The organism is Streptomyces carminius (assembly GCF_002794255.1).
Taxonomy (GTDB): Bacteria; Actinomycetota; Actinomycetes; order Streptomycetales; family Streptomycetaceae; genus Streptomyces; species Streptomyces carminius.
This window is the reverse complement of sequence record NZ_PGGW01000063.1, coordinates 54,399-80,163: the sequence shown is the minus strand read 5'-3', so window position 1 is coordinate 80,163 and position 25,765 is coordinate 54,399. Positions and strand designations below refer to the sequence as shown.

23 protein-coding genes and 1 tRNA gene are annotated in these 25,765 nt (G+C 73.8%); 14 read left to right on the top strand and 10 right to left on the bottom strand.

The features are described 5' to 3' along the window. Window positions 1-39 precede the first annotated feature (39 nt). On the bottom strand, window positions 40-828 hold the full coding sequence (locus CUT44_RS22125; protein ID WP_100203677.1) for an ABC transporter ATP-binding protein: 789 nt from the start codon (window positions 826-828) through the stop codon (window positions 40-42). A gap of 378 nt (window positions 829-1,206) precedes the next feature. Between CUT44_RS22125 and CUT44_RS22120 the strand changes: the two genes are divergently transcribed. Both CUT44_RS22120 and CUT44_RS22115 read left to right on the top strand, forming a co-directional pair. Next, window positions 1,207-1,288, top strand: a tRNA-Leu gene (locus tag CUT44_RS22120). Between the two features lie 336 nt (window positions 1,289-1,624). Next, on the top strand, window positions 1,625-2,473 hold the full coding sequence (locus CUT44_RS22115) for a Bax inhibitor-1/YccA family protein (protein WP_100203676.1): 849 nt from the start codon (window positions 1,625-1,627) through the stop codon (window positions 2,471-2,473). 208 nt (window positions 2,474-2,681) lie between these two features. Here the strand turns inward: CUT44_RS22115 and CUT44_RS22110 are convergent, their stop codons facing one another. Next, a complete protein-coding gene (locus CUT44_RS22110) occupies window positions 2,682-2,912 on the bottom strand; it encodes a DUF4287 domain-containing protein (protein ID WP_100203675.1) in 231 nt (76 codons plus the stop codon). A gap of 99 nt (window positions 2,913-3,011) precedes the next feature. Here CUT44_RS22110 and CUT44_RS22105 point away from each other — a divergent pair, with 99 nt between their 5' ends. Further along, on the top strand, window positions 3,012-3,335 hold the full coding sequence (locus tag CUT44_RS22105) for a hypothetical protein (protein ID WP_100203674.1): 324 nt from the start codon (window positions 3,012-3,014) through the stop codon (window positions 3,333-3,335). Here the strand turns inward: CUT44_RS22105 and CUT44_RS22100 are convergent. The 3 genes from CUT44_RS22100 to CUT44_RS22090 all read right to left on the bottom strand — a co-directional run bounded on the left by CUT44_RS22100 (window position 3,322) and on the right by CUT44_RS22090 (window position 7,154). Further along, the gene (locus tag CUT44_RS22100) at window positions 3,322-4,353 is read right to left on the bottom strand and encodes a hypothetical protein (RefSeq protein ID WP_233221562.1); all 1,032 of its coding nucleotides are present in this window, start codon (window positions 4,351-4,353) and stop codon (window positions 3,322-3,324) included. The two genes, CUT44_RS22105 and CUT44_RS22100, sit on opposite strands and share 14 nt — an antisense overlap. A gap of 297 nt (window positions 4,354-4,650) precedes the next feature. Beyond that, window positions 4,651-5,871 (bottom strand): acetyl-CoA C-acetyltransferase, encoded by a 1,221-nt coding sequence (locus CUT44_RS22095; RefSeq protein WP_100203673.1) that lies wholly within the window; start codon window positions 5,869-5,871, stop codon window positions 4,651-4,653. 215 nt (window positions 5,872-6,086) lie between these two features. Beyond that, window positions 6,087-7,154, bottom strand: a complete 1,068-nt coding sequence (locus CUT44_RS22090; RefSeq protein WP_100203720.1) for an SGNH/GDSL hydrolase family protein — start codon at window positions 7,152-7,154, stop codon at window positions 6,087-6,089. A gap of 247 nt (window positions 7,155-7,401) precedes the next feature. On the opposite strand from CUT44_RS22090, the gene CUT44_RS22085 reads away from it, so the two are divergent. Next, on the top strand, window positions 7,402-8,850 hold the full coding sequence (locus tag CUT44_RS22085; RefSeq protein ID WP_100203672.1) for a cystathionine beta-synthase: 1,449 nt from the start codon (window positions 7,402-7,404) through the stop codon (window positions 8,848-8,850). A 254-nt stretch (window positions 8,851-9,104) separates the two neighbouring features. Here the strand turns inward: CUT44_RS22085 and CUT44_RS22080 are convergent, their stop codons facing one another. Together CUT44_RS22080 and CUT44_RS22075 are read right to left on the bottom strand one after the other, a co-directional pair. Beyond that, window positions 9,105-9,545 (bottom strand): hypothetical protein, encoded by a 441-nt coding sequence (locus tag CUT44_RS22080; protein WP_100203719.1) that lies wholly within the window; start codon window positions 9,543-9,545, stop codon window positions 9,105-9,107. 174 nt (window positions 9,546-9,719) lie between these two features. Then, window positions 9,720-10,949, bottom strand: a complete 1,230-nt coding sequence (locus CUT44_RS22075; RefSeq protein WP_100203671.1) for a beta-ketoacyl-[acyl-carrier-protein] synthase family protein — start codon at window positions 10,947-10,949, stop codon at window positions 9,720-9,722. Window positions 10,950-11,193: 244 nt separating this feature from the next. Here CUT44_RS22075 and CUT44_RS22070 point away from each other — a divergent pair, with 244 nt between their 5' ends. The 6 genes from CUT44_RS22070 (at window position 11,194) to hutI (ending at window position 18,700) form a co-directional block, all read left to right on the top strand. Beyond that, entirely contained in the window at window positions 11,194-12,072 is an 879-nt protein-coding gene (locus CUT44_RS22070) for a MurR/RpiR family transcriptional regulator (RefSeq protein WP_100203718.1), read from the top strand. 193 nt (window positions 12,073-12,265) lie between these two features. Further along, the gene (locus tag CUT44_RS22065; protein ID WP_100203670.1) at window positions 12,266-12,889 is read left to right on the top strand and encodes a hypothetical protein; all 624 of its coding nucleotides are present in this window, start codon (window positions 12,266-12,268) and stop codon (window positions 12,887-12,889) included. A gap of 177 nt (window positions 12,890-13,066) precedes the next feature. Then, window positions 13,067-14,746, top strand: a complete 1,680-nt coding sequence (gene hutU, locus CUT44_RS22060; protein WP_100203669.1) for a urocanate hydratase — start codon at window positions 13,067-13,069, stop codon at window positions 14,744-14,746. Between the two features lie 68 nt (window positions 14,747-14,814). Next, complete coding sequence (locus CUT44_RS22055) at window positions 14,815-16,041, top strand: allantoate amidohydrolase (RefSeq protein ID WP_100203717.1); 1,227 nt, start codon at window positions 14,815-14,817, stop codon at window positions 16,039-16,041. Between the two features lie 92 nt (window positions 16,042-16,133). Beyond that, entirely contained in the window at window positions 16,134-17,474 is a 1,341-nt protein-coding gene (locus CUT44_RS22050; protein ID WP_233221569.1) for a formimidoylglutamate deiminase, read from the top strand. Next, the gene (hutI, locus tag CUT44_RS22045; protein WP_100203668.1) at window positions 17,471-18,700 is read left to right on the top strand and encodes an imidazolonepropionase; all 1,230 of its coding nucleotides are present in this window, start codon (window positions 17,471-17,473) and stop codon (window positions 18,698-18,700) included. Before CUT44_RS22050 ends, hutI begins: the two co-directional genes overlap by 4 nt. Before the next feature lie 149 nt (window positions 18,701-18,849). Here hutI and CUT44_RS22040 read toward each other — a convergent pair whose 3' ends face one another. Beyond that, entirely contained in the window at window positions 18,850-19,761 is a 912-nt protein-coding gene (locus tag CUT44_RS22040) for an RNA polymerase sigma factor SigF (RefSeq protein ID WP_100203667.1), read from the bottom strand. Window positions 19,762-20,032: 271 nt separating this feature from the next. Between CUT44_RS22040 and CUT44_RS22035 the strand changes: the two genes are divergently transcribed. After that, window positions 20,033-20,416, top strand: a complete 384-nt coding sequence (locus CUT44_RS22035) for an STAS domain-containing protein (protein ID WP_100203666.1) — start codon at window positions 20,033-20,035, stop codon at window positions 20,414-20,416. 186 nt (window positions 20,417-20,602) lie between these two features. Continuing rightward, on the top strand, window positions 20,603-21,121 hold the full coding sequence (locus CUT44_RS22030; RefSeq protein ID WP_100203665.1) for an ATP-binding protein: 519 nt from the start codon (window positions 20,603-20,605) through the stop codon (window positions 21,119-21,121). Window positions 21,122-21,209: 88 nt separating this feature from the next. On the opposite strand, the gene CUT44_RS22025 is transcribed toward CUT44_RS22030, so the two are convergent. After that, window positions 21,210-22,709, bottom strand: a complete 1,500-nt coding sequence (locus CUT44_RS22025; RefSeq protein ID WP_100203664.1) for a peptide MFS transporter — start codon at window positions 22,707-22,709, stop codon at window positions 21,210-21,212. 406 nt (window positions 22,710-23,115) lie between these two features. On the opposite strand from CUT44_RS22025, the gene CUT44_RS22020 reads away from it, so the two are divergent. Beyond that, entirely contained in the window at window positions 23,116-23,796 is a 681-nt protein-coding gene (locus CUT44_RS22020; RefSeq protein ID WP_100203663.1) for a response regulator transcription factor, read from the top strand. A 91-nt stretch (window positions 23,797-23,887) separates the two neighbouring features. Then, complete coding sequence (locus CUT44_RS22015) at window positions 23,888-25,183, top strand: ATP-binding protein (RefSeq protein WP_100203662.1); 1,296 nt, start codon at window positions 23,888-23,890, stop codon at window positions 25,181-25,183. Here the strand turns inward: CUT44_RS22015 and CUT44_RS22010 are convergent. Further along, the gene (locus CUT44_RS22010) at window positions 25,112-25,645 is read right to left on the bottom strand and encodes a GtrA family protein (protein ID WP_100203661.1); all 534 of its coding nucleotides are present in this window, start codon (window positions 25,643-25,645) and stop codon (window positions 25,112-25,114) included. The genes CUT44_RS22015 and CUT44_RS22010 overlap by 72 nt on opposite strands. Window positions 25,646-25,765 lie beyond the last annotated feature (120 nt).

Here is a 25,765-nt window from a genome sequence, read left to right as displayed (position 1 = left end):
TCGGAGCCGGGTGAGCGGGCGGGCGGGGCGCGCCGCGCCTCAGCTCGTACGGCCCTTGGCGTCGAAGGCCTTCATGCGGTCCAGGACGCTGTCGGCGGTGGGGTCGGCCATCTCGTCGACGATCCGTCCGTCGGCGAGGAAGACCACCCGGTCCGCGTAGGAGGCGGCCATCGGGTCATGGGTCACCATGACGACGGTCTGGCCCAGCTCCCGCACGGAGTTGCGCAGGAAGCCCAGCACCTCGGCGCCGGAACGCGAGTCCAGGTTGCCGGTCGGTTCGTCACCGAAGATGATCTCGGGGCGGGCGGCCAGGGCCCGGGCGACGGCCACGCGCTGCTGCTGGCCGCCGGAGAGCTGGTTGGGGCGGTGCCTGAGCCGGCCGGACAGGCCGACGGTCTCCACGACGCGGTCCAGCCACTCCTTGTCCGGCTTGCGGCCGGCGATGTCCATCGGGAGGGTGATGTTCTCCAGCGCGTTCAGCGTGGGCAGCAGGTTGAACGCCTGGAAGATGAAGCCGATCTTGTCCCGGCGCAGCCGGGTCAGCTTCTTCTCCTTCAGGGAGGACAGCTCGGTGTCGCCGATCCACGCCGAGCCGGAGGAGAACGAGTCCAGTCCGGCCATGCAGTGCATCAGCGTGGACTTGCCGGAGCCCGACGGGCCCATGATCGCGGTGAACCGGCCGCGGGTGAACTCCACGGAGACGGCGTCCAGGGCGACCACCTGTGTCTCACCCTGGCCGTAGACCTTGCTCAGGTTCTCGGCCCGGGCGGCCGCTGTCCCGGTGGGGGCGGTGGGGGCGGTGGCGGCACCGGTGTGGGTGGTGGTCACGAGGAGGGGCTCCTGTCACAGCGTTTTGACGGTTCCCCACCATGGTGGGTGCGGATTCGGACACCCGCGTCCCTCCTCGAACCGGTCTTCGGGGAGCCCTTCAGAGGGACGGGGGCGGTCCCGAATCATCCCTGCGGAGGAGAACCGTCCTGGCGCCCCGTCCCTGGGCAGCGACTTTCCGTCATTCCTGGAGGTGGGAAGAGGGTGGGCAAGCTGTATCCAAGAGGGGTGCGCGCCGCTGATGCGCTATCAGTTGCCAATAAAATCAGACAACTTGAGGCCATGGCCCCGTTGCCCGGACGGGCGCCCCGGCTAGGCTCGTCCAGCGTCCAGGGGAGGGTCGTTCGCAGTCGGCAGCGCGGCCCAGCAGGAGCCGGTGCCCGGATGGTGGAATGCAGACACGACGAGCTTAAACCTCGTTGGCCTACAGGCCGTGCCGGTTCGAATCCGGCTCCGGGCACACCGGACTCGCCCCCGGTCGAAGGAAACGTTTTTTCACGGCCGCCGCCCTCCGGGGGCTCAGAAGGGCCGCGGGGATCCCGTCCGCGCGTTCCGCCGAACGGCGAACATGTGCTCCCACTCCTCACAGCGCCGGCGGCGCGCGGACTGTCACACCCGGGCGGTACGGCGGGTCCCCGGAGGGTGCGGGGATCCCTCCGGGGTGTCACCGGTTGTACGCCGGGTACCGGAACAATCACGAGTCCTTCCGTCGTTCAACCCAGTGCACTACCGTGCGGTCTTTGCTAAGACATTACTCTGGAGGAAGGGCCGCGCGGTGCGGCCATGGAGGAGTGAGATGAGGAGCAGCAACCCGGTCTTCTCGCGACGGGGATTCAGCCGAGACAACGGCTACGCCGGCTTCAACGCCACGCAGCAGCCGCAGGCCGGGAACCCGTACGCGGGCGGCCCCCAGACCGCGAACCCATACGCCACCAACCCGTACGCCCAGACCCAGGGCGCGCCGCCCGCCGCCCCGCCGCGGGCGGGCCGGATGACGATGGACGACGTCGTCGCCCGGACGGCCATGACGGTGGGCCTGGTCGTCGCCACGGCGACGGTCGCCTGGATCACCGACCTGTCCCTGGGACTGGCCCTGGGCGCGATGCTGATCGCGTTCGTCCTGGGCATGGTGCAGGCCTTCAAGCGCAAGGCGTCGCCCCCGCTGATCCTGGCCTACGCCGCCTTCGAGGGACTCTTCCTCGGCGCGATCAGCAACTACGTCGACAGCTACATCGCCAACGGCGCGGCGATGCAGGCGGTGCTGGGCACCATGGCGGTCTTCGCCGCGGTGCTGTTCATGTACAAGGCCCGCATCATCCGCGTCACCCGGCGCTTCTACCGTTTCGTGATGGCCGCCGCCATCGGCTTCATCCTGCTGATGGGCATCAACCTGCTGTTCGCGGTCTTCGGCGGCGGTGACGGCCTCGGCTTCCGCAGCGGCGGCATGGGCATCATGTTCGGCATCATCGGCATCGTGCTCGGCGCCGCCTTCCTCGCCCTGGACTTCAAGCAGGTCGAGGACGGCGTCGCCTACGGTGCTCCGCGTGAGGAGTCCTGGCTGGCCGCCTTCGGGCTGACCCTGACCCTGGTCTGGATCTACCTGGAGTTCCTGCGGCTGATCGCCATCCTGCAGAGCAGCGACTGACCCGGCCGCCGGTGGCGCGCGCCACCGGCACGGCGGGGCAGGGCTGTCAGGGGCCCGCGAGGCATCGCCTCGCGGGCCCCTTCCGGCTTTCCGGACCCCCGTTGCGGTGTGCTTGCGCGGTGCTCTGTGTCTCCGGCCGGACCGGTGCCGCCCGGATACGCCCGGCGCGGGGCGGCGGACACCCCGGCCCGCGGCTCCCGGCCGGCTCCTAGTGGGCGCCCGCCGACCGCCGCAGTTCGTACTCCCGGGCGATGGCCTTGGCGTGGCCGTAGGCGAGGTGGTACTCCCGGCGCAGCCAGCCCACCCTGTCCTCCAGACGGGGAGAGGCGGGGGCGTCGGCGAGGGTGCGCAGCCAGTCGGAGATGTCCCGGCCGGTGCAGCGGGGGATGCGGGAGAGCAGGTTCCGGTGGATTTCCTCTTGGGAGAAGAGCTGGGACATCGGCGCCTCCGGACGCTTTCGATGAGTCCTCTTCACTGCACCGTGCCCCAATGTCCACCCCTTGGCAACGGGGCGTGCGCGGTGCGTAAGGTTGTCCCCGTGCCCGATGTGATCCCCCTGCTCACCGCCGTGGAGCGCCTCGCCGACCGGCTGCGCGCCATGCCGCACAGCGCCCTGGCGCGGGGCGCCGCGGCCGAGGGGCTGGGGCTGGCCGGGGAACTGGCCGACCGGGCCCAGCGGCTGGAGTTCCCCGGCCGGGCGCCCCGGCGGCTGCCCGACGCCGGTGTCTTCGCCGTCGGCGACCAGCTCGCCGTCGCCGGGCACGACCTGGCGGAGGCGCTCCGTACGGCCGGCGGTGCCGCCGGCGACGCCGTGGCCGAGGCCGTGGCGCTGGTGGAGGCCGCCGAACTCAGAACGAGGTGATCACCCGGTCCGCCAGGACGTAGACGTGCTCCTCGCCGCAGGCGAAGGTCAGGGTGTACGCGCCGAACACCCCGGAGCCGCCCAGCAGCACCGGCTCGGCGCCCTCGCGCAGGGCGGCGCCGAGCCGGTCGGCGGCCTCGCGGTGACCCGGTGCCAGGCAGACGGTGGTGCCGTCGGCGAAGACGTAGACGTCCAGCGTGCCCAGCGGCCCGGACCGGACGTCGGTCAGCGGGGTGCGGGCGTCGGCCAGCCCGGTCAGGCACCGGCGGGTGGTCTCGCAGCCGCCGGGCCCGGCGGCGGAGGCGGGCCCGGCGGGTTCGCCGTCCAGGCCGAAGCCGGGGTTCGAGGGGTGGCGGCGGCGGGCGGCGGCCAGCTCCGGGGAGTCGGCCGCACCGTCCCGGCCGCTGTCCCGGCCGGTGTCCGCGTCGGTTCCGCCGGTGCCGGGGGCCTCGGGGCCGGCGGACCGCCGGAAGCCGGGACGCGGCTCCGCCCCGTGCTCGGTCCCCTCCCGGTCGAGCTGGTGCGGAACGGACGGCCCGCTCTCCTGGACGTTCCTCAGGGCGCGCTCCAGCAGCGCCTCCAGCGGCTCCGCGCCACTGCCCGCCGCCCCGCCGCCGGCACCGTGTCCGGCGGGCCTGTCGTCGGCCCGGTGGCCGGCGCCGTGCTCGGTGCCGGTGCCGTACTCGGTGCCGTGCGTCTCGGCCGGCATGTTCTCGGTGCAGCTGTCGCGCGCCTCCTGGGCGGCCCAGAAGGCGCGGGCCTCGGCGAGTTCACGCTCGCGCTCCTCGGCGAGCGCGGCGGCCACGGCGGACCGGATCTCCGCCTGGCTCGGGGACGTACGGGGCGCGGGCAGCGCGGTCCCGCCCGGGGCGCCGTGCGGTGCGGCCGCCGCGTCGAGGAGCTGCTCGCACAGCGAGTCCACCGCCCGGCGCAGACCGCGGACGGCGTACAGGGCCGCACCGCTCACCGCCGTGGCGACACCGGCGGTCAGCAGCAGGACGAGGGATATGGCGCTCACTGACGTACTCCCGTTGGGAACTGCGATCCCTGAATTCCTACCGCAGCCCGCCGGGAATCTCCTGTCGGAACGGGCGGTGAACACCCCCGAAAGGACGCCGGAAGGGCTCCGGGCGGGCGAACGGACCGTCCTGAGCAGGAAGAACACCGGCCCCGGAGGACATAGGTCACATCCTGGGCGAGCTTCGGTCTCACCGGGGTCTCAACGGGGTCTCAACGGCCTCTCCGGCGGATCCGGGGCCGGCCGGAGAAGCCGTCGGGACCCGGACGCCGGCGGGGACTTCGCCCGGGGGCGGGCTCAGCTCAGCCGCTCGACGACCATGGCCATGCCCTGGCCGCCGCCGACGCACATCGTCTCCAGGCCGAACTGCTTGTCGTGCCACTGGAGGGAGTTGATCAGGGTGGTGGTGATCCGGGCACCGGTCATGCCGAAGGGGTGGCCGACGGCGATGGCGCCGCCGTTGACGTTCAGCTTGTCCAGGTCGATGCCCAGATCCCGGTAGGAGGGGATCACCTGGGCGGCGAACGCCTCGTTGATCTCCACCAGGTCGATGTCGCCGATGGTCAGCCCGGCCAGCTTCAGGGCCCGCCGGGTGGCCTCCACCGGGCCGTAGCCCATGATCTCGGGCGACAGGCCGGAGACGCCGGTGGAGACGATCCGGGCCAGCGGCGTGACGCCCAGCTCGCGCGCCCTGGTGTCGGACATGATCACCAGGGCGGCGGCGCCGTCGTTGAGCGCGCAGCAGTTGCCCGCGGTGACCAGGCCGTCGGGGCGGAAGACCGGCTTGAGGCCCCGGACACCCTCCAGGGTGACGCCCGGGCGCGGCCCGTCGTCCCGTGAGACCACGGTGCCGTCGGGGAGGGTCACGGGGGTGATCTCGCGCTCCCAGAAGCCGGCGGCGATGGCCTTCTCGGCGAGGTTCTGCGACCGTACGCCGAACTCGTCCATCTCCTCGCGGGTCACGCCCTTGAGCCGGGCCAGGTTCTCGGCGGTCTGGCCCATGGCGATGTAGACGTCCGGCAGCAGTCCGTCCTCGCGCGGGTCATGCCAGCCCGCCCCCTCCTGTTCGGCGTGGGCGGCGGTACGGGCCTCGGCCTCGGCGAAGAGCGGGTTGTGGGTGTCGGGCAGGCCGTCGGAGGTGCCCTTGACCGAGCGGGAGACCGTCTCGACGCCGGCCGAGACGAACACGTCCCCCTCGCCCGCCCGGATGGCGTGCATCGCCATCCGGGTGGTCTGCAGGGAGGAGGAGCAGTAGCGGGTGACCGTGCAGCCCGGCAGGTGGTCCATGCCCAGCTGCACCGCGACGACCCGGCCCAGGTTGTGGCCCTGCTCGCCGCCGGGCAGGCCGCAGCCCAGCATCAGGTCGTCGATCTCGGCGGGGTCCAGCTGCGGCACCCGGTCGAGGGCGGCCCGTACCATCGCGGCGGTCAGGTCGTCCGGCCGCATGTCCTTGAGCGAGCCCTTGAAGGCGCGTCCGATCGGCGAGCGCACGGCGGAGACGATCACTGCTTCGGGCATCACTTGCTCCAGGGGACGGGGGCGGCGGACGGTGGACTTCTGGAAAGCTACCGATACGTATGGTGGTGGTCACGTCCCGCCGTGTGTGATTCGGACCTCTTTGCCGAGCGCCTGCTCACCCGTCTGCCGTACCGGGGTCCGGAGCCCGGTACGGCAGACGGGTGAGCAGGCGGACGAGCAGGCGTGTGGAGCCCGGTGCGGCGCGGCACCGGTGGTCAGGCGCCGGGGGAGTGCCCGGCGGCGGTCTCCGCCACCGGGGGCAGCCGCCGCCCGCGGCGGTGCTTCAGCAGCGCCCAGGGACTGCGGCCGCCCTGCACCGCCGCGACCTCCGTACCGCCCTCGTCCGCGGCGACGGCGGCGGCCCGGTCGACCGGGAGGATGCCCTCGCGGCGGGCGGCGTCCGGCCGCTCGTCCTCCGGCCACAGGCCCAGGGCGGCGCAGAGGGTGGGGAGGAAGGCCATGGCGGCGGTCGCGTACCCCTGTGCCGAAGGGTGGAAGCTGTCCGGGCCGAACAGCTCGCGCGGGTTCGCCCGGAACTCCGGGCCCAGCAGATCGCCCAGCGAGACGGTGCGGCCCCCCTGCGCCACCACCGCGATCGTCTGCGCCGCCGCGAGCTGCCGGCTCGCCCGGCGGACCAGCCAGCGCAGCGGGCGGTCGACAGGCTCGACCGTCCCCAGGTCCGGGCAGGTGCCCACCACGACCTCGCTGCCGGCCGCCCGCAGCCGGGCCACCGCGTCCGACAGCAGCCGCACCGACCGGGCGGGCGGCATCCGGTGGGTTACGTCGTTGGCGCCGATCATGACGGCGCACACGTCCGGCGCGCCGCCCGGGTCGCTCGCGCCGTCCTCACCGTTCACGGGGTGTCCGCCCAGCAGCAGTTCGGTCACCTGGCGGTCCAGGTCGTCCGAGCGGGCGCCCGGCACCGCCACGTTGCGCAGCCGCACCGGCCGCTCCGCCACCGCCGCCAGCCCCGAGGCCAGCAGCGCGCCCGGGGTCTGCCGGGTCCGGTGGACACCCTGCCCGGCGGCGGTGGAGTCGCCCAGCACCGCCAGCCGCAGCGGCGGGGGCTGTGCTCCGGGCCCGGTGCGCCCGAAGGCCGCGCCGTACAGCCCGTCCGCCCGGGGCGGTGGCTCGTCGGACTCGCCCACCCGCCGTCTGGCCAGCCGTGCCTGGGCCATCAGCAGGCCGACGGCGGCTCCGCCGAGCAGCCCCACGCCGCCGCCCCCGTAGGCCGCGGCGGCCGCGATCCGGCGGGCCGCTCTCGCCCGCTGTGCGCCCGTCATGCCCGGTGTGCCCGGCATGGGGAGCCTGACCGGCATGTTCGGCGTGCTCTGCATGTTCGGCATGTTCGGCATAGGGGGTCCTCCCGTGTCTGCGCCCGTGCGCCACCACCCGCCACTGATGGTGTGTTGCCCGGCGCGGCCCGTCGCGCAACGCGCGTCACCCGCCGGCTTCCCCGGCGGGGATCGGACCCTAGGCTGGCGGGTACGGGCAGGCGACGGCGACTGCCCCCGAGCGCGGAGAACCCAGGTGCAGTATCACGAGTCGATGATCGAGCTGGTCGGCAACACCCCGCTGGTCAGGCTGAACAGCGTGACGGCCGGGATCAGGGCCACCGTCCTGGCGAAGGTCGAGTACTTCAACCCCGGCGGCTCGGTGAAGGACCGGATCGCGCTGCGGATGATCGAGGCCGCCGAGCGCTCCGGCGAGCTGGCGCCGGGCGGTGTGATCGTCGAGCCCACCTCCGGCAACACCGGGGTCGGGCTGGCGATCGTGGCCCAGCGGAAGGGGTACCGCTGCGTCTTCGTCTGCCCGGACAAGGTGTCCACGGACAAGATCAACACCCTGCGGGCGTACGGCGCGGAGGTCGTCGTCTGCCCCACCGCGGTCGATCCCGGACACCCCGACTCCTACTACAACGTCTCCGACCGGCTGGTGCGCGAGACACCGGGTGCCTGGAAGCCCGACCAGTACAGCAACCCGGCCAACCCGCGCTCGCACTACGAGACCACCGGTCCCGAACTGTGGGAGCAGACGGACGGCCGGATCACCCACTTCGTGGCCGGCATCGGCACCGGCGGCACGGTCACCGGTACCGGCCGCTACCTCAAGGAGGTCTCCGGGGGGAAGGTGCGGATCGTCGGCGCCGACCCGGAGGGCTCGGTGTACTCGGGCGGCTCGGGGCGGCCCTACCTGGTGGAGGGCGTCGGCGAGGACTTCTGGCCCGACGCCTACGACCGGGAGATCACCGACGAGATCGTCGCCGTCTCCGACAAGGACTCCTTCCGGATGACCCGGCGGCTGGCGCGGGAGGAGGGGCTGCTGGTCGGCGGCTCCTGCGGGATGGCCGTCGTCGCGGCGCTGCGGGTTGCCGAGCGGCTCGGGGAGGACGACGTGGTCGTCGTCCTGCTGCCGGACGGCGGGCGCGGCTATCTGTCGAAGATCTTCAACGACGAGTGGATGGCGGACTACGGCTTCCTGGAGGAGGGCGAGCCCACCCAGGCCCGGGTCGCCGACGTGCTGCGCCACAAGGAGGGCGCGCTGCCCTCGCTGGTCCACATGCATCCGGAGGAGACGGTCGGCGAGGCCATCGAGGTGCTGCGCGAGTACGGCGTCTCGCAGATGCCCGTCGTCAAGCCGGGCGCCGGGCATCCGGACGTGATGGCGGCGGAGGTCGTCGGCTCGATCGTCGAGCGCGAGCTGCTGGAGGCGCTGTTCGCCCGGCGCGCCGAGCTGGACGACCCGCTGGAGAAGCACATGAGCGCGCCGCTGCCGCAGGTCGGTTCGGGCGAGCCGGTCGCCGACCTGATGGCGGTGCTGGGCGAGGCCGACGCGGCGACCGTGCTGGTGGAGGGCAAACCGACCGGGGTGGTCGGCCGTCAGGACCTGCTGGCGTTCCTGGCCCGGGGGGCGGGCGCCGGGAAGAGCACGGGGAGGAGCACGGGAAGGAACACGGAGGGGAACGCCCGGAAGAAGTAGCCGGTTGTCACGGCGCCGCAAAACGCGGTTAACACCGGTCGGGCACTGTGTGACGGGTCGGCGCGGGACTTTCCGGAGCGGCTCCCGGACTGTCCGCAGGCGCCTGGACGCGGGCCCGGTTCCTGACCCGGTCGCGTGTCCGACGCGGGGACCGCCGTCGTCCCGCCCTTGGTGTTCGCACCGGGGTGCGGCGGTCCCCGCGCAACTTCCCGGCCCGCCCGGCTCCCGGCGGTCCCCGACCGTCAGTCCGTCCGTCAGTCCCAGTCGCCGGAGGCCGTGCGGCGCTCCTCGCGCCGGGCCCGGGACCAGGGCAGGCGGTCCGCGGAGTGGACGGCGTTGACGCCGACGATCCCGGCCCAGCAGACCAGCAGCCCGGGCAGGTCCGCGTTCACGGCGGCGATCGCGGAGAGCGGGATGGCCAGGACGAGCGAGATCGCGGCCAGTCCGAAGACGGCGCCGGGCCCCTCCTGGGCCTGGTCTCCCCGCGGCGTCCGGGCGCCGCGGGCCACGACCGTCTGCTGCTCGGCCAGGTGCCGCCGCACCCGGCGGTCGATCACGGAGTCCAGCCGCTGGTCCACCTTCTCCAGGAAGGATTCGACCAGCTCGGACTCGTACTCCGGCCCGAGCTCCCCGCGCGTCTGCAGGGTGGCGTCGAGCTCTTTCCTCAACTCTGGGTCAGGGCCACGGGCATCCATGGCCACCACGCTACGGGCGCGGCCGCGCCGGGGCACTGGGGCTGTCCCCCGGAAACCGCCGGGGGAGACCGCCACGGGCCGGCGCCCGTACCGTGCCGGCACCGGACGCCGTCAACCCGCCTGGACCGGTTGGTCGGCACCTCCCACACAGCCGGGGGAGGCTCAGGAGCAGGCTCAGCGCGTGATGTGGCGGAGCGCAAGGTGTCCGGCGATGACCGCGTGGCAGGTCTCGCCGATGAGGGCACACACGACGGAGTCCCGTGCGCCGGGAGTCTGCTGGTGCGTGCGGAGGGCTTCGTCGAGGAGCGAGAAGGCCGAGACGCCCGCCAGGGTTCCGACGTGTGAGCTGATGCTGTGCACAAGGCCGGGCGGGACGCCGAGTTCGCCGACGACGCCGGACACGAGATTGGGGTTCGATTCGTGGATGCACAGCCGGTGCAGGTCGTCGAACGTCGAAAGGCCCAGTGCGCTGAGCCCCTGACGGGCGACGCCGGGGACGTGGCCGCGGAACGTGCTGCTGACCTCGCGGGCGCGGATGGTCATGTGCGGTGTGCTGCCGCCCGCGAGATTGACACGCCAGTCGTCGGCAACGGTCCGCCACCGGACGTCTTCGACGAGCCAGTCATGGCCGGACCCGTCGGCGTGGCCCACGACGACCGCGCCGGCTCCTTCTCCGAAGATCGCCTGGAAGAGCCAGGAGTTGATATCGGCGCGGTGAGTCGCGGGAGCCCGGCCCCGGGCGTGCGCGAACGGCATCAGGTCACTGGCGGCCGTGATGAGGACATAGGCGTCCGGGTCGTGGCGGGCCGCGGTGTGCCGGAGCAGAAAGCGGGCGTGCCTCAGTGCCACGAGGAGCCCGGCGCAGCCCGAGAGCATGATGTCGACCGGCAGGCCGGGCTTGTGGCAGCCCACGGCGCGGCGGCCGGCCGGCAACGCGAAGCTGGCCGCGTTGTCGGTGACCGCCCCGAAGTGGATATGCCCGGCGATGGAGCGGTCGCGTGCCAGCCGGCTTCCCGACGCCTCCTCGTGGCGGCTCAGCGCGGTGTCCATGGCCCGGGTGATCATCGCGAGGACGTCGGGGTTCGTGTCCGGTCTGGGAATCCTTGCCGCTGCTTCGGTCCAGTCGAGGTCGCCGGCGACGGCGGCCCGGGCCACAGCCGCGGTGGCGTGGGTGGTGGCCACCGACTCGATTCCCAGCTTGTCCTTGAGGAAGGAGACAGGAAGATCGCTCTCCCCGGTCTGCGACCGTGCCGGGCGGATTCCCCCGAGGATCCCGTCAGTGGGAACGAGCGTGCCGAACTCCTTGCCCACCGGACCGTATCCCGGGACGATCGCGCACACGGCCTTGACGGCGATGCGGTCCGTCGAGTCCAGGCCGCTCCAGAATTCGCTGCCGTCCGGCATGGCTGCCTCCTCGCTTCGGTTGGCTGCTTCGGGTTGCCAACGAGCCCCAGCCCTCTGAGGACACTGCTGAGCGCCCCGGCCGCCGGCGCCTCCTCGCCCGCCGCGACCGCCGCACTCGCCCGCTGCCGCTGCTGCTCGGCCACCCCGGCCACCCCGCGGACCCTGGTGAAGACCGTGGACCCTCGTTGGAGCATGCTGAAGAGGACCGGTCGAGGACGAGAGTGGGTGAGCGCGGGTGGAGACGGTGAACGGTGCGGGCGCGCGGCTGCTGGAGCTGTTCGAGGGCCACCGGCTGACCCCCACCCAGCGGCGGATCGCCCACTGCATGGTGCGGCACGCGGCCGAGGCGCCGTTCCTGTCCAGCGTGGAGCTGGCGGAGCTGGCGGGGGTGAGCCAGCCCTCGGTGACCCGCTTCGCCGTGGCGCTGGGCTTCGACGGATATCCGGCGCTGCGCAGGAGGCTGCGCGAGGCGCTGCCCGCGTCCGGCGGCGTCCGGGACGGCGCGGGCGGGCCCGGCGAGCCGGCCGGCGGCGGTGCCGGGGAGGGCGTCCGCAACACCTGGCAGCAGGCCGTGCACGCCGAGATCGAGAACCTGCGCCGGCTCGCCGCGCAGCTCGCCGACCCCGCCCCCGTCACCGCGGCCGGCCGGCTGCTGGCCGCCTCCCGGCCGCTGCCCGTCCTGGGCCTGCGGGCCGCCGCCGCCCAGGCGCGCGGCTTCGCCTACTTCGCCGCCAAGGTGCACCCGGACGTACGGCTGCTGGACGAGGGCGGCTCGATGCTGGAGGACCGGCTCGACACGGCGGTACGGGCCGGGGCGAGCGCCCTGCTGTGCTTCGCGCTGCCGCGCCACCCGCGCGAGACGGTGGCGGCCCTGGAACGGGCCCGGACCGCCGGGCTGCGGGTCGTCACCGTCGCCGACAGCCTCTTCGCGCCCGTCGCCGGCCCGGGTGACGTGCTGCTGCCCGCCGCCGTCGGGACCGGGCTGTCCTTCGACACCGTGTGCGCCCCCATGCTGCTGGGACGGGTGCTGCTGGAGGCGATGTGCGACGGGCTGCCCGACGCACAGGCCCGGCTGGAGGAGTTCGACGCCCGGGCGGCCGAGCGCGGGCTGTTCGCCGACTGACCCGGCCACCGGTCTGGCCACCGGAGTGGTCCGTCGCCGGGACCCGCCGGAGCCCGCCGGGATTCCTCAGCGGATTCTCATTCTTCCTGACTACGCTTTTTCCGACCGACCAGTCCCGGGCGCGCCGCCGCGGCGGTCCCGCGGCGGCGCGCCCGGGCGAACGAGAGAGGCACCGAGGCGAAGGAGGACTGTCGTGGGGCGCGGGGCGTATGCACTGGCGAGAGTGGCGGTGTACGTACGGACGGCGGGCATCGCGCTGTGGTGGACCGGAGTGGCGGCGGCGGGCGCCGGGCTCGCGTTCCCGGGGCTGACCGGGCGGCGGATCGGGGTGCTGTCCGGGGCCGCGCTGTTCCTGCTGGCCGCCGTCGCCGCCTTCCTGGTGCGCCGCCGCCGGTGCGCGGGGCTGATCAGGGCCGCCTCCAGGGCGGGCAAGTGGGTGGTGCTGCACGACCGGAAGGTGACCGTGCGCGCCTGGCTGCGGTCCCGCCGGTGGTGGCTGGCCGCGGCCTTCCTGGTGGCGGTGGGCTCGTCCGCCGCGGTGCCGGCCGCCGGCGGCATGCTGCTGTCCGGGGCCGGCGCCGGCCTGTGGGCGAAGGCGGTGTGGCTGGGCCGCTGGGAGCGCCGCCACGAGCAGTTGCTGTGGATCCGTCCGGAGTGGGCGGCCGGCCGCAGCCCGGCCCGCAAGGACGTACGCGGCTGGCTGACCACCGGGCCGCTGGCCGGGGACGCCGCGCCGGGCGGTGCGCCGCGCCGGGCCGCGGCGGCCGCCGCCCGGGAGCGCCGGCCCCGGGCCAGGGTCACGGCCGCGGCGCGCTGAGCGTCCCGCGACGCCGGGCCCCGCGGGGCGTTCGCGGCGGCCGGGTGGCGGGAGGAGCCCTCCCGCCACCCGGCCGCCGCCGCGTTTGCGCCGCGCGCGGGCGCCGGTCCCCGTTGACTGGTTCTATTCACTGCCTAGAGTGGCTGTAGCGGCCGATTCAACGGAGGGCAGGGGACGATGGCAGGACCGTCACAGGAGCCGGGCCCGCGGACCGTACGGGCCCCGCGCGGCACCGCGCCGACCGCCCGGGGCTGGCCGCAGGAGGCCGCCCTGCGGATGCTGATGAACAACCTCGACCCCGAGGTGGCCGAGCACCCCGAGAAGCTCGTCGTCTACGGCGGCACGGGGAAGGCGGCGCGCGACTGGCCCTCCTACGACGCCATGGTGCGCACCCTGACCACCCTGGGGCCGGACGAGACGATGCTCGTCCAGTCCGGCCGGCCGGTCGGTGTGCTGACCACCCACGAGTGGGCGCCGCGGGTGCTGATCGCCAACTCCAACCTGGTGGGCGACTGGGCCACCTGGGAGGAGTTCCGCCGGCTGGAGGCCCTCGGGCTGACCATGTACGGCCAGATGACGGCCGGGTCCTGGATCTACATCGGAACCCAGGGCATCCTCCAGGGCACCTACGAGACCTTCGCCGCCGTCGCCGCCAAGCGCTTCGGCGGCTCGCTGGCCGGGACGGTCACCCTGACCGCCGGGCTCGGCGGGATGGGCGGCGCCCAGCCGCTGGCGGTCACCATGAACGGCGGCGTCGCCCTCTGCGTCGACTGCGATCCGCGCGCGATCGAGCGCCGTATCGCGCACGGCTACCTGGACGTGCGCGCCGACTCCCCCGACGAGGCCCTGCGCCTGGCGGAGGACGCCCGCACCGCGCGGCGCCCGCTGTCCGTCGGCGTCCTGGGCAACGCCGCCGAGGTGGTGCCCCGGCTGCTGGCGGCCGGCGCGCCCGTCGACATCGTCACCGACCAGACCTCCGCCCACGACCCGCTGAGCTATCTGCCGCTGGGCGTGGACTTCGCGGACATGGCCGCCCTCGCGGCGGAGAAGCCCGCCGAGTTCACCGCCCGGGCCCGGGAGTCGATGGCCCGTCATGTCGAGGCGATGGTCGGCTTCAAGGACGCGGGAGCCGAGGTCTTCGACTACGGCAACTCCATCCGGGGGGAGGCCAGGACGGCGGGCTACGGGCGCGCGTTCGACTTCCCGGGCTTCGTGCCCGCCTACATCCGGCCACTGTTCTGCGAGGGGAAGGGTCCCTTCCGCTGGGCCGCCCTCTCCGGCGACCCGCGGGACATCGCGGCCACCGACCGGGCCGTCCTCGACCTCTTCCCCGAGAACGAGTCCCTGGCCCGCTGGATCCGGCTGGCCGGGGAGAAGGTGCGCTTCCAGGGGCTGCCCGCCCGCATCTGCTGGCTCGGCTACGGGGAGCGGGACCGGGCCGGGGAGCGCTTCAACGACATGGTGGCCTCCGGTGAGCTGGCGGCGCCGGTCGTCATCGGCCGCGACCACCTGGACTGCGGCTCGGTGGCCTCCCCGTACCGCGAGACCGAGGCCATGCGCGACGGCTCCGACGCCGTCGCCGACTGGCCGCTGCTCAACGCCATGGTCAACGTGGCCTCCGGCGCCTCCTGGGTCTCCGTCCACCAGGGCGGCGGGGTCGGCATGGGGCGTTCGATCCACGCCGGGCAGGTCACCGTCGCCGACGGCACACCGCTGGCCGGGGAGAAGATCCGCCGGGTGCTGACCAACGACCCGGGCACCGGCGTCATCCGGCATGTCGACGCCGGGTACGAGCGGGCCGGGGAGGTCGCCGCCGAGTGCGGCGTCCGGGTCCCGATGCGGGAGGGCGGCGCGTGAGCACGGCACCGGCGGCCGACGGGCCGGCCTCCCCCGGGGGGTGGCGGCCGGGCGCCCCGTTCCAGGAGATGTGGCGGGAACTGCTGCCCGTCGGCCGGGCGTCCGGCGGGGGCTGGTGGCGCCACGCCTGGACCGGCGCGGACGCCGAGTGCCGGGAGTGGTTCCGGCGGCAGGCCGCCGCGCGCGGGCTGGCCTACGAGGTGGACCGCAACGGCAACCAGTGGGCCTGGCTGGGCGGCCCGGAGAAGGGCGGCGGCGGGACCGGCGGGGACACCGGGGGTGCCGGGGGAGCCGTGGTGACCGGTTCACACCTGGACTCCGTCCCCGGCGGCGGCGCCTTCGACGGCCCTCTCGGGGTCGTCTCCGCCTTCGCCGCCCTGGACGAACTGCACGGCAGGGGAACGCGCCCGGCCAGGCCGCTGGCCGTGGCGAACTTCGCCGACGAGGAGGGCGCCCGGTTCGGGGTGGCCTGCGTCGGCTCCCGGCTGGCCACCGGGCAGCTCACCGCCGAGCGGGCCCGCGGGCTGCGCGACGCGGACGGGGTGACGCTGGCCGAGGCCATGGAACGGGCCGGGCACGACCCCGGCGCGCTCGGTCCGGATCCCGGACGGCTCGCCCGCGTCGGCGCGTTCGTCGAGCTCCACATCGAGCAGGGCCGCCGCCTCGCCGCCGCCGGCGGTGACCACCCGGTGGGTGTCGCCTCCGCGATCTGGCCGCACGGCCGCTGGCGGTTCGACTTCCACGGCGCGGCCGACCACGCCGGCACCACCGCCCTGGCCGACCGCCGCGACCCGATGCTGACCTACGCCAACACCGTGCTGGCCGCCCGCAAGAAGGCCCGGCTGGCCGGGGCGCTGGCCACCTTCGGCAGGGTCGCCGTCGAGCCGAACGGCGTCAACGCCATCGCCTCCCTGGTCCGCGGCTGGCTCGACTCCCGCGCCCCCGACGAGGAGACCCTCGCCGCCGTCGTCGCCGAGATCGAGCGGGTGGCGGCCGAGCGCGGCGCACGCGACGGGGTGCGGGTGGCCGTCACCCGGGAGTCCTTCACCTCCGAGGTGGAGTTCGACCACGGACTGCGGGACCGGCTGGCCCGGCTGCTGGGCGGTGCGCCCGCCCTGCCCACCGGCGCGGGCCACGACGCGGGCGTGCTGTCCGCCGCCGTCCCCGCCGCCATGCTCTACGTGCGCAATCCCACCGGCGTCTCCCACTCGCCCGCCGAGCACGCCGGGGAGGACGACTGCGCCGCCGGGGTACGGGCCCTCGCCGACGTGCTGGAGGACCTGGCGTGCGGCTGACCGCGAAGGGCCCCGGCAGCTCCGCCGGCCCCCGGGACCGGACGGAGCCCGGGCCCGCCTACTGGGCCGAGTACGCCTGGCTCGGCGGCACGGTGGAGCCGGGCGTACTGATCGAGACGGCCGGCGGCCGCATCGCCGCCGTCCGCACCGGGACGCCCGGCCCGCCGCCCGGCGCCGAGCCGCTGCGCGGCCTGACCCTCCCGGGCCTGGCCAACGCCCACTCCCACGCCTTCCACCGCGCCCTGCGCGGCACCGTCCAGCTCGGCTCCGGGACCTTCTGGACCTGGCGCGAGGTGATGTACTCCGTCGCCGACCGGCTCACCCCCGAGAGCTACTTCTCGCTGGCCAGAGCCGTCTACGCGGAGATGGCCCTGGCGGGCATCACCTGTGTGGGCGAGTTCCACTACGTCCACCACGCCCCCGGCGGCCTCCCCTACGACGACCCCAACGCCATGGGGCACGCCCTGATCGCGGCCGCCGCCGAGGCGGGCATCCGCATCACCCTCCTGGACACCTGCTACCTGGCCGCCGGCTTCGGCACCCGCACCGGCACCCGCACCGGCATCCGCACCGCCCGCCGCGGCCGGCCGCTGGACCGCCACCAGCTCCGCTTCGGCGACGGCAGCGCCGCCGCCTGGGCCGAGCGGGCCGCCGCCCTGGCCCCGGACGGGGAGCACGCCCGGGTGGGCGCGGCGATCCACTCGGTGCGCGCCGTGCCCGCCGGTGAGCTGGCCGCCGTCGCCGGCTGGGCCCGGGAGCGGGGCGCGCCCCTGCACGTCCACCTCTCCGAGCAGCCCGCCGAGAACGATGCCTGTCTGGCCGCCCACGGCCGCACGCCCACCCGGCTGCTGGCCGACCACGGGGTGCTCGGCCCCGGGACCACCGCCGTCCACGCCACCCATCTCACCGAGGACGACATCGCCCTCCTGGGCGGCTCCGGAACCGGGGTGTGCCTGTGCCCCACCACCGAGCGCGACCTCGCCGACGGCATCGGCCCGGCGGCCGAACTGGACCGCGCGGGTGTGCCGCTGTGCCTGGGCACCGACAGCCATGCCGTGATCGACCTGCTGGAGGAGGCCCGCGCCATGGAGCTGAACGAACGGCTGCGCAGCCGCGCCCGGGGCCACTGGACCGCCGGCCGGCTGCTGCGCCACGCCACCGAGGACGGTCACGCCGCCCTGGGCTGGCCGGACGCGGGGCGGCTGGAGGCGGGCCGGCTCGCCGATCTCACCACCGTCGCCCTGGACTCGGTGCGCACCGCCGGACCGGCGCCCCGGCTGGCGGCCGAGGCGGCCGTATTCGCGGCGACCGGCGCCGATGTACGCCACACGGTCGTCGGCGGTCGCCATGTGGTGCGCGAAGGAGTACACCGGAGCGTGCCGGACGTCCCCGCGGCCCTGGTGGACGCCATCCAGCAAGGAGCCCGCAGATGAGCACCAGCACCACGGACAGCACCACGGACACCCCCCTCGGCACCGCCGGCAGCACTCTCATCACCGGCATCGCCACCCTGGTCACCAACGATCACCACCTTCCGGGCACCTCCCCCGACGACCCCCTCGGCCTGCTCCGGGACGCGGCCGTCGTCATCGAGGGCGACCGGATCGCCTGGGTCGGTACGGAGAGTCAAGCACCCGCCACTGACAGTCGCCTCCGGGCGGGCGGCCGGACCCTGCTCCCCGGTTTCGTCGACTCCCACTCGCACCTGCTCTTCGGCGGCGACCGCACCGAGGAGTTCGGCGCCCGGATGTCCGGCCGCCCCTACACCGCCGGCGGCATCCGCACCACCGTGGAGGCCACCCGTGCCACCTCCGGCGAACGGCTCGCCGCGGGACTGGAGCGCCATGTCGAGGAGGCGCTGCACCAGGGCACCACCACCCTGGAGACCAAGTCGGGCTACGGCCTGACGGTCGAGGACGAGCTCCGCGCCCTGCGGATCGCCGAGGAGCACGTGGACGAGACCACCTTCCTCGGCGCCCATGTCGTGCCGCCCGAGTACGCCGCCGACCCGGACGGCTACGTCGACCTCGTCACCGGCCCGATGCTGGCCGCCTGCGCCCCGCACGCCCGCTGGGTGGACGTCTTCTGCGAGCGGGGCGCCTTCGACGGCGACCAGGCCCGCGCCGTCCTCACCGCCGGGATCGCCCGCGGGCTGACCCCGCGCGTCCACGCCGGGCAGCTCGGCCCCGGTCCCGGCGTCCGGCTGGCCGTGGAGCTGGGTGCCGCCTCCGCCGACCACTGCACCCACCTCACCGGCGCCGACGTCGACGCGCTGGCGGGCAGCCGTACGGTCGCCACACTGCTGCCCGGCTGCGAGTTCTCCACCCGCTCGCCCTACCCCGACGCCCGCCGGCTGCTGGCCGCGGGCGTCACCGTCGCGCTGGCCACCGACTGCAACCCGGGCTCGTCGTACACCAGCTCCATGCCGTTCTGCGTCGCCGTGGCCGTGCGGGAGATGGGCATGACCCCCGACGAGGCGGTGTGGGCCGCCACCGCGGGCGGCGCCGCGGCCCTGCGCCGCATCGACATCGGGCGGATCACCCCCGGCGCCCGCGCCGACCTGGTGCTGCTGGACGCGCCCTCGCACGTCCACCTCGCCTACCGGCCCGGCGTCCCGCTGGTGGCGGCGGTGTGGCAGCGGGGCGCCCGCGTCCGGTGAGCGGCACACCGCGGGGCGGCGGTATGGCGGCGGGGGAGCCGCGCGCCGCTGTGACGAACGGCACATCCGGCTGCCGGAGACGTCTCCGGCAGCCGGACGCACGGGCGGGGACGGGGCGGAACGGGCGCTGCCACCCCCCGGCGCGGGCGTCACTCCTCGACGAGCAGGCCCTTGCGGAGTTTGCCCAGTGTCCGCGCGAGCAGACGGGAGACATGCATCTGGGAGATACCGAGCTCCTCACCGATCTCGGACTGGGTCATGTTCGCCACGAAGCGCAGGGAGAGGATCCTGCGGTCGCGCGGTGAGAGATCGGCGATCAGCGGCTTGAGGGACGCCACGTACTCGATGCCCTCCAGACCGTGGTCCTCGTATCCGATGCGGTCCGCGAGGGCGCCCTCCGTCTCGTCCTCCTCGGGCTGGGCGTCGAGGGAGCTGGCGGTGTACGCGTTGCTCGCCGCCATGCCCTCGACCACCTCCTCGCGGGAGATGTCCAGCCGGTCGGCCAGCTCGCCGACGGTGGGGGAGCGGTCGAGCTGCTGGGCGAGCTCGTCCCCGGCCTTGGCCAGGTCCAGCCGGAGCTCCTGCAGCCGCCGCGGGACGCGCACCGACCAGGAGGTGTCGCGGAAGAACCGCTTGATCTCGCCCACGATCGTCGGCATCGCGAAGGTCGGGAACTCGACCCCGCGGCCGAGTTCGAACCGGTCGATGGCCTTGATCAGGCCGATGGTGCCGACCTGGACGATGTCCTCCATGGGCTCGCTGCGGGAACGGAACCGGGAGGCGGCGAACTTCACCAGGGCGAGGTTCAGCTCGACGAGGGTGTTGCGGACGTACGCGTACTCGTGGGTGCCCTCCCGCAGTGTTTCGAGGCGGGCGAAGAGGGTCCTGGACAGAGCCCGGGCGTCCACCGCGCCGACCTCGGCGTACGGCGGGACCCCGGACATCCCGGGGATCCCGGGGAGCCCGGCCGGCTCCGGAAGGCCGTCCCCGGCCCCCTCGGGCGGGGCGGGCGACGACGCGGCGGGCGTTTCGTCGAGCCGGGGTGACATGGCGTCCTCCATGGTTCTCGGCATATGGCTGCCGGAGCCGTTGCTGTCCTGCCGGGTGCGGCGCCTCCGAGCCGACGCGGTGTTGACACGATGTTGGTACGGCGTTCCGATGTTTCTCCTACGCCTACCTGCTCTCCCGGGGACATGGCAAGTGCTGGTTGTCCGAATATGACCCAATGTGCTGGTTGTGCGGCTACCGGTTGCGGCTGTAAGGGCGTAGTGTTCGAACGTCCGACTTCGGACAGGCAGGGATCGGCCACTAATCGACTTTGAAGGGGTGTGCATGGACCGCGGGATGCCCGGCAGCACCAGCCACCGGGGCCGGCTGACGGTCGAAGTGGAGCGCCACGGCGCGAGTCTGGTGGTGACACCGGACGGTGAGCTCGACCACCACACCGCCGATCTGCTGCGCGAACCGCTGGAGCGCGCGCTCGAGGACGGGTGCAAGCTGATCGTCGTGGACTGCTCGCGACTGGAGTTCTGCGACTCCACCGGGCTCAACGTCCTCCTCGGGGCCCGGCTGAAGGCGGAGGCCGCCGGCGGTGGCATCCATCTGGCCGGAATGCGCCCTGTCGTGGCCAGGGTCTTCGAGATCACCGGCGCCGACGGTGTGTTCGCTCTGCACGAAACGCTGGCGGACGCGCTGAAGGAGACGGCACAGTCCTGAGGGGCTGCTCCGTCCATATACCGGATCCGTGACCAGAGTGTTACACCAGGATCATGATTCCGGTGAAAACAAGGGGTGTTCTCCTGGCCCGGGAGGGCAGGAGAGTCCCTGGAATACCCCCTGATGCAGTTGTCCGCGGACCAGGCGAAAACCGATGAATTGGTCAAACGGTGAGGTGAAGCACTCATGAGCACCACCCGGCCGCAACCAGCGGGCGATCGCGGCCCGGAGCCGGAAGGCACCGCCGCGACCGCAGCCGCACCGGCCGGCCAGGTGCGCGAGATGCGCCAGGTACGGCGGCTACGGCTGATGGGGGCCAGTGGCGCTGTGCCCCGCGCCCGTGACTTCACCCGCCAGGCGCTCAACGACTGGGGTTGGCTGCCCGCCGCCAACGCCGAACAGCGCGCCGTGGCCGAGGACGCCCTGCTCGTCGTCTCCGAACTGGTGACCAACGCCTGCCTGCACGCCGACGGACCCGAAGAGGTGCGGATAGGCCTGGGCGCCAAGGTGCTCAGGATCGAGGTCGCCGACCGCGGCGCGGGCCTGCCGTCCCCCCGCACCCCGCACCGCCCCGGGCGGCCGGGCGGACACGGCATGTTCATCGTCCAGCGGCTGTGCATGGACTGGGGCGTGGTACGGCACCCGGACGGCGCCGCCGGGAAGACGGTCTGGGCCGAGCTGGCCGGACCGTCCGACGAGTCCTGAGCCCCGGATCCCGCCCAGGTCCCGGCCTCCGGGGCCGCCGCCCCCGGCCGGAACGGACGTCACCGCCCGGTCGCGGCCCGCTTGCTTCTTACTTCACACCGCTCATCAGGGCACGGATCCGCCCGGCCGCCGTCATGAAGGCCAGACCGGCGGCCACCGCGACGAGACCCCACATCGTGTAGTACGCCGCGTCACCCATCGGCTCGTTGAGCCGGGTCGCCCAGCCGTTGAGGGCGTTGCCGGTGGCGGTGGCCAGGAACCACAGCCCCATGATCTGGCCGACGAACCGCTTCGGGGCCAGCTTGGTCGACAGGGACAGTCCCACCGGGGACAGGCACAGCTCGCCGAGTGTCTGCAGCAGGTACACGCCCAGCAGCCAGAAGACCGTGACCTTCCCGGTCGCGCTGTTCGCCGCCGCGGCGCCCGCCAGGCCCATCAGCCCGAAGGATCCGCCGACCAGCAGCATGGCCAGGGCGAACTTCATCGGCGCGCCGGGCTCGCGGTGGCGCCGGGCCAGCCAGACCCAGGCGCTCGCGAACAGTGGCGCCAGCACGATGATCATGGCCGGATTGACCGACTGGAACCACGAGGCCGGGAACTCCCAGCCGCCGATGGTGCGGTCGGTCTCGGTGTTCGCGAAGATCGTCAGCAGTGAGCCGGACTGGTCGTAGATCATCCAGAACAGCACGGCGGTGACGAAGAACCAGACGAACGCCTGCACCCGCGTCCGGTCCGGACCGGTCAGTTCCGGGTTGCGGAACATCGAGGCGAAGTACAGCACCGGCACGACGACGCCGAGGACGGCCAGGAAGTTCACCACGTGCTCGATGTCGTAGGTGCCCAGGGCGAGGTCCGCCAGCAGGGCGGCGGCGGCCAGAGAGGTCCACAGGGCGGCCCTGCGCAGCACGGTGCGCCTCTCCTCGGGGGAGGCGGGGGTGCCGGGCCGCAGCCCGACGTCACCGAGGTGGCGGGCGCCCAGCACGTACTGGACCATGGCCAGGGTCATGCCGACACCGGCGACGGCGAAGCCCAGGTGCCAGTCGACGTTCTCCCCGAGGTAGCCGACCACCAGCGGCGCGAGCAGGGCGCCGATGTTGATCGACATGTAGAAGACGGTGAAGCCGGCGTCTCGGCGGGCGCCGGGGAGGCCCTCGTAGAGCCCGCCGACCATCGCCGAGATGTTCGGCTTGAGCAGTCCGGTGCCGACCGCGATCAGGCCGAGCCCGGTGAAGAACGCCACGTCGGACGGGATCGCCAGGGTGTAGTGGCCCGACGCGATCACGATGCCGCCGACCAGGACGGCCCTGCGGGCGCCCCAGAGGCGGTCGGCCACCCAGCCGCCGGGCATGGCGGCCATGTAGACGACGGCGTTGTAGACGCCGTAGATCGCCGCGGCCAGGGCCTCGCGGCCGGCCAGCGGGCCCTCCAGCACGCCCGCGATCAGGTAGAGGACGAGGATGGCGCGCATTCCGTACCAGGAGAAGCGCTCCCACATCTCCGTCATGAAGAGGGTGGCCAGACCGCGCGGGTGGCCGAAGAAGGTCCCGCCGGTGGTGCCGGCGGGCCCCCTCGTCAGGCTGGACGCCATGGTGGTGGTTCCTTGCTGGGTCGGGGCCGGCCGGGACGCGCGCGACGCGGTGCGCGTGCGCCCGGGCGGTGGGGTCGGCCGCGGTCCCCGCGTGTCCGCGGCGGGCGCGTGCCCGCCCGGTGCGGGGGCGACGGGTCGGTGAGGCGTCACCGCAGCCGCAGCCGCAGCCGGGACCGGGCGGGTGACACCCGGCCGCCGGGGGTCCGGCGCCCGACGGCGTCCGGCAGGTGCCGGAGACCCGGGCGGGGGCGGCGCCTCGCGCAGGTTAACGCCGCTCCGGGACGGAACCTTGCCGACGATCCGGCCGAAGAGGCGCGTTTCACACCATCGGCGGGGAAACGGCACGGATCCGCACGACTCCCTCACACCCGGTCTGGGCGATTTCCGCGAGGTCTACCATCGGGCCATGACCCGAGTACTGCTCGCCGAGGATGACGCATCCATCTCGGAACCGCTGGCCCGTGCCCTGCGCCGCGAAGGGTACGAGGTCGAGGTGCGCGAGGACGGCCCCGGCGCGCTGGAGGCCGGCCGGGGCGGGGAGGTCGATCTGCTCGTGCTCGACCTCGGGCTGCCGGGCATGGACGGGCTGGAGGTCTGCCGCCGGCTCCGTACCGCGGGACACACCTTCCCGGTCCTGGTGCTGACCGCCCGGGCCGACGAGGTGGACACCGTCGTCGGCCTGGACGCGGGCGCCGACGACTACGTCACCAAGCCGTTCCGGCTGGCCGAACTGCTCGCCCGGGTACGGGCCCTGCTGCGGCGCGGGGCGGTCGAGCCCGCCCAGCAGCCCGTCGCCACCCACGGAGTGCGCATCGACGTGGAGTCGCACCGGGCATGGATGGGGGAGGAGGAACTCCAGCTCACCGCGAAGGAGTTCGACCTGCTGCGGGTGCTGGTGCGCGACGCGGGCCGGGTCGTCACCCGCGACCAGCTCATGCGCGAGGTGTGGGACACCACCTGGTGGTCGTCGACCAAGACCCTCGACATGCACATCTCCTGGCTGCGCAAGAAACTCGGCGACGACGCGGCCAACCCCCGCTACATCTCCACCGTCCGGGGCGTCGGCTTCCGCTTCGAGAAGGAGTGACCGGCGGCCCGCGGGGCCCGGGGGAGCCCCGAAGCCCCGGAGAACTCCCGCACAGCCCCCCGGGAAGACCTGGAAGGACTGACGTCGAGCCGTGCGCAGACGCCTGATCAACTCCATGCTGGCAGTGGTGCTCGTCGTGGTCGCCGTCTTCGGCATCTCGCTGGTCGTCATCGAGACCCGCACCATCGAGGAGAGCGCCTACGAGAGCGTCCGCTCCGACGCCGCGCGGCTGGTGTCGGTGGTCGACAGCCGGCTCGTCGCCGGGGAGGCGGTGACCGCCGAGACCATGCGCTCCCAGGTGCCCGAGGACCGCTACGTGCGCATCACGCTCCCCGGGCAGCCCGCCATCGAACTGGGCGAACGCCCCGAGGGCGGGGCCATCGAGGGGACCGCCGCCGACCCCGGCCGGGTGCGGATCACCGTCCAGCAGTCCAGCGGCACGGTCCGCGCGGAGGTGGGCCGCACCCTGCTGATCATCCTGGCGGTGGCGCTGATCGCGGTGGTCGCCGCGGTGATCCTGGCGGTGCGCCAGGCCCGCCGGGTCGCGGCCCCGCTCACGGATCTGGCCGAGGCCGCCGAGCGGCTCGGCTCCGGGGACCCCAGGCCCCGGCACCGGCGCTACGGGGTGCCCGAGCTGGACCGGGTGGCGGACGTGCTGGACGCCAGCGCCGAGCGGATCGCCCGGATGCTCACCGCCGAGCGGCGGCTGGCCGCCGACGCCTCCCACCAGCTGCGTACCCCGCTGACCGCGCTGTCCATGCGGCTGGAGGAGATCGTCACGGCGGCGGACTCCATCGAGGTGGCCGACGCCTCCCCGGCCACCGTCCACGGCGCCACCGCCACCATCCGGGAGGAGGCCGTGGTCGGGCTCGCCCAGGTGGAGCGGCTCACCGACGTGGTGCAGCGGCTGCTGACCAAGTCGCGCGACCCGGCCCTGGGCTCGTCGGTGGGCTTCGACCTGGACGAGGTGGTCAAGCAGCAGATCGAGGAGTGGCGTCCGGCGTACCGCAAGGCGGGCCGGGCCATAGTCCGCTCCGGGCGGCAGGGGCTGCGGGCGGTGGGTACCCCCGGCGCGATGGCCCAGGTGCTGGCCACCCTCATCGAGAACGCCCTGATGCACGGGGACGGCGCGGTCGCGCTGCGCACCCGGATCGCGGGCAACCAGGTGGTGGTCGAGGTGACCGACGAGGGGCCGGGCGTCGATCCGGAGCTGGGCTCGCGGGTCTTCGAGCGGACGGTCAGCGGACACAACTCCACCGGTCTGGGGCTGGCCGTCGCCCGCGACCTGGCGGAGGCGGACGGCGGGCGGCTGGAGCTACTTCAGCAGCATCCGCCGGTCTTCGCCCTCTTCCTCAGCCGGGAGGCCGAGGAGCCGCCCGGACACTGAACCACCGGCGCCGCCGGCCCCGCCGCGGAAGACCCAGGTGCGGTACGACCAGAAGCGGAAGACCGTGGCGACGCCCATGCCGACGATGTTCTTGGCGACGTTGTCCGCGAGCGGCGAGGTGAAGCCCAGACCGTAGTGCGAGATCGCCAGGGCACCGTTCTCTATCACCATGCCGATACCGCTGAACAGCAGGAACAGCCCCGCCTCCCGGTGCATCCGGCGTTTGTCGGTGTGCCGGTAGGTCCAGTAGCGGTTGCCCAGGTAGTTGGTGGCGATGGCGACCGCCGTGGCCGCCACCCCCGACCGCACCGGGGCCAGTCCCAGGACGTTGATGCACAGGTTGAACACCGCGACGTTGACGAGGAAGCCGAGGGCCCCCACGGTGCCGAACTTCGCCAGCTCGCGCCGCAGCCGCAGCAGCCGGGGCAGCAGTCGCGAGTACGGTGCGCGCCGTTCGCCCATGGTGATCCACTCGCCCCGTTCCCCGGCCCTCGCGGGTCCGCCGTCGGCATACCTCGGTCCCCCAGGGTCGCCATGCTAACCGCGTGTCTGTGCCGGACGGAGTACCCGCAGGTCCGGCCG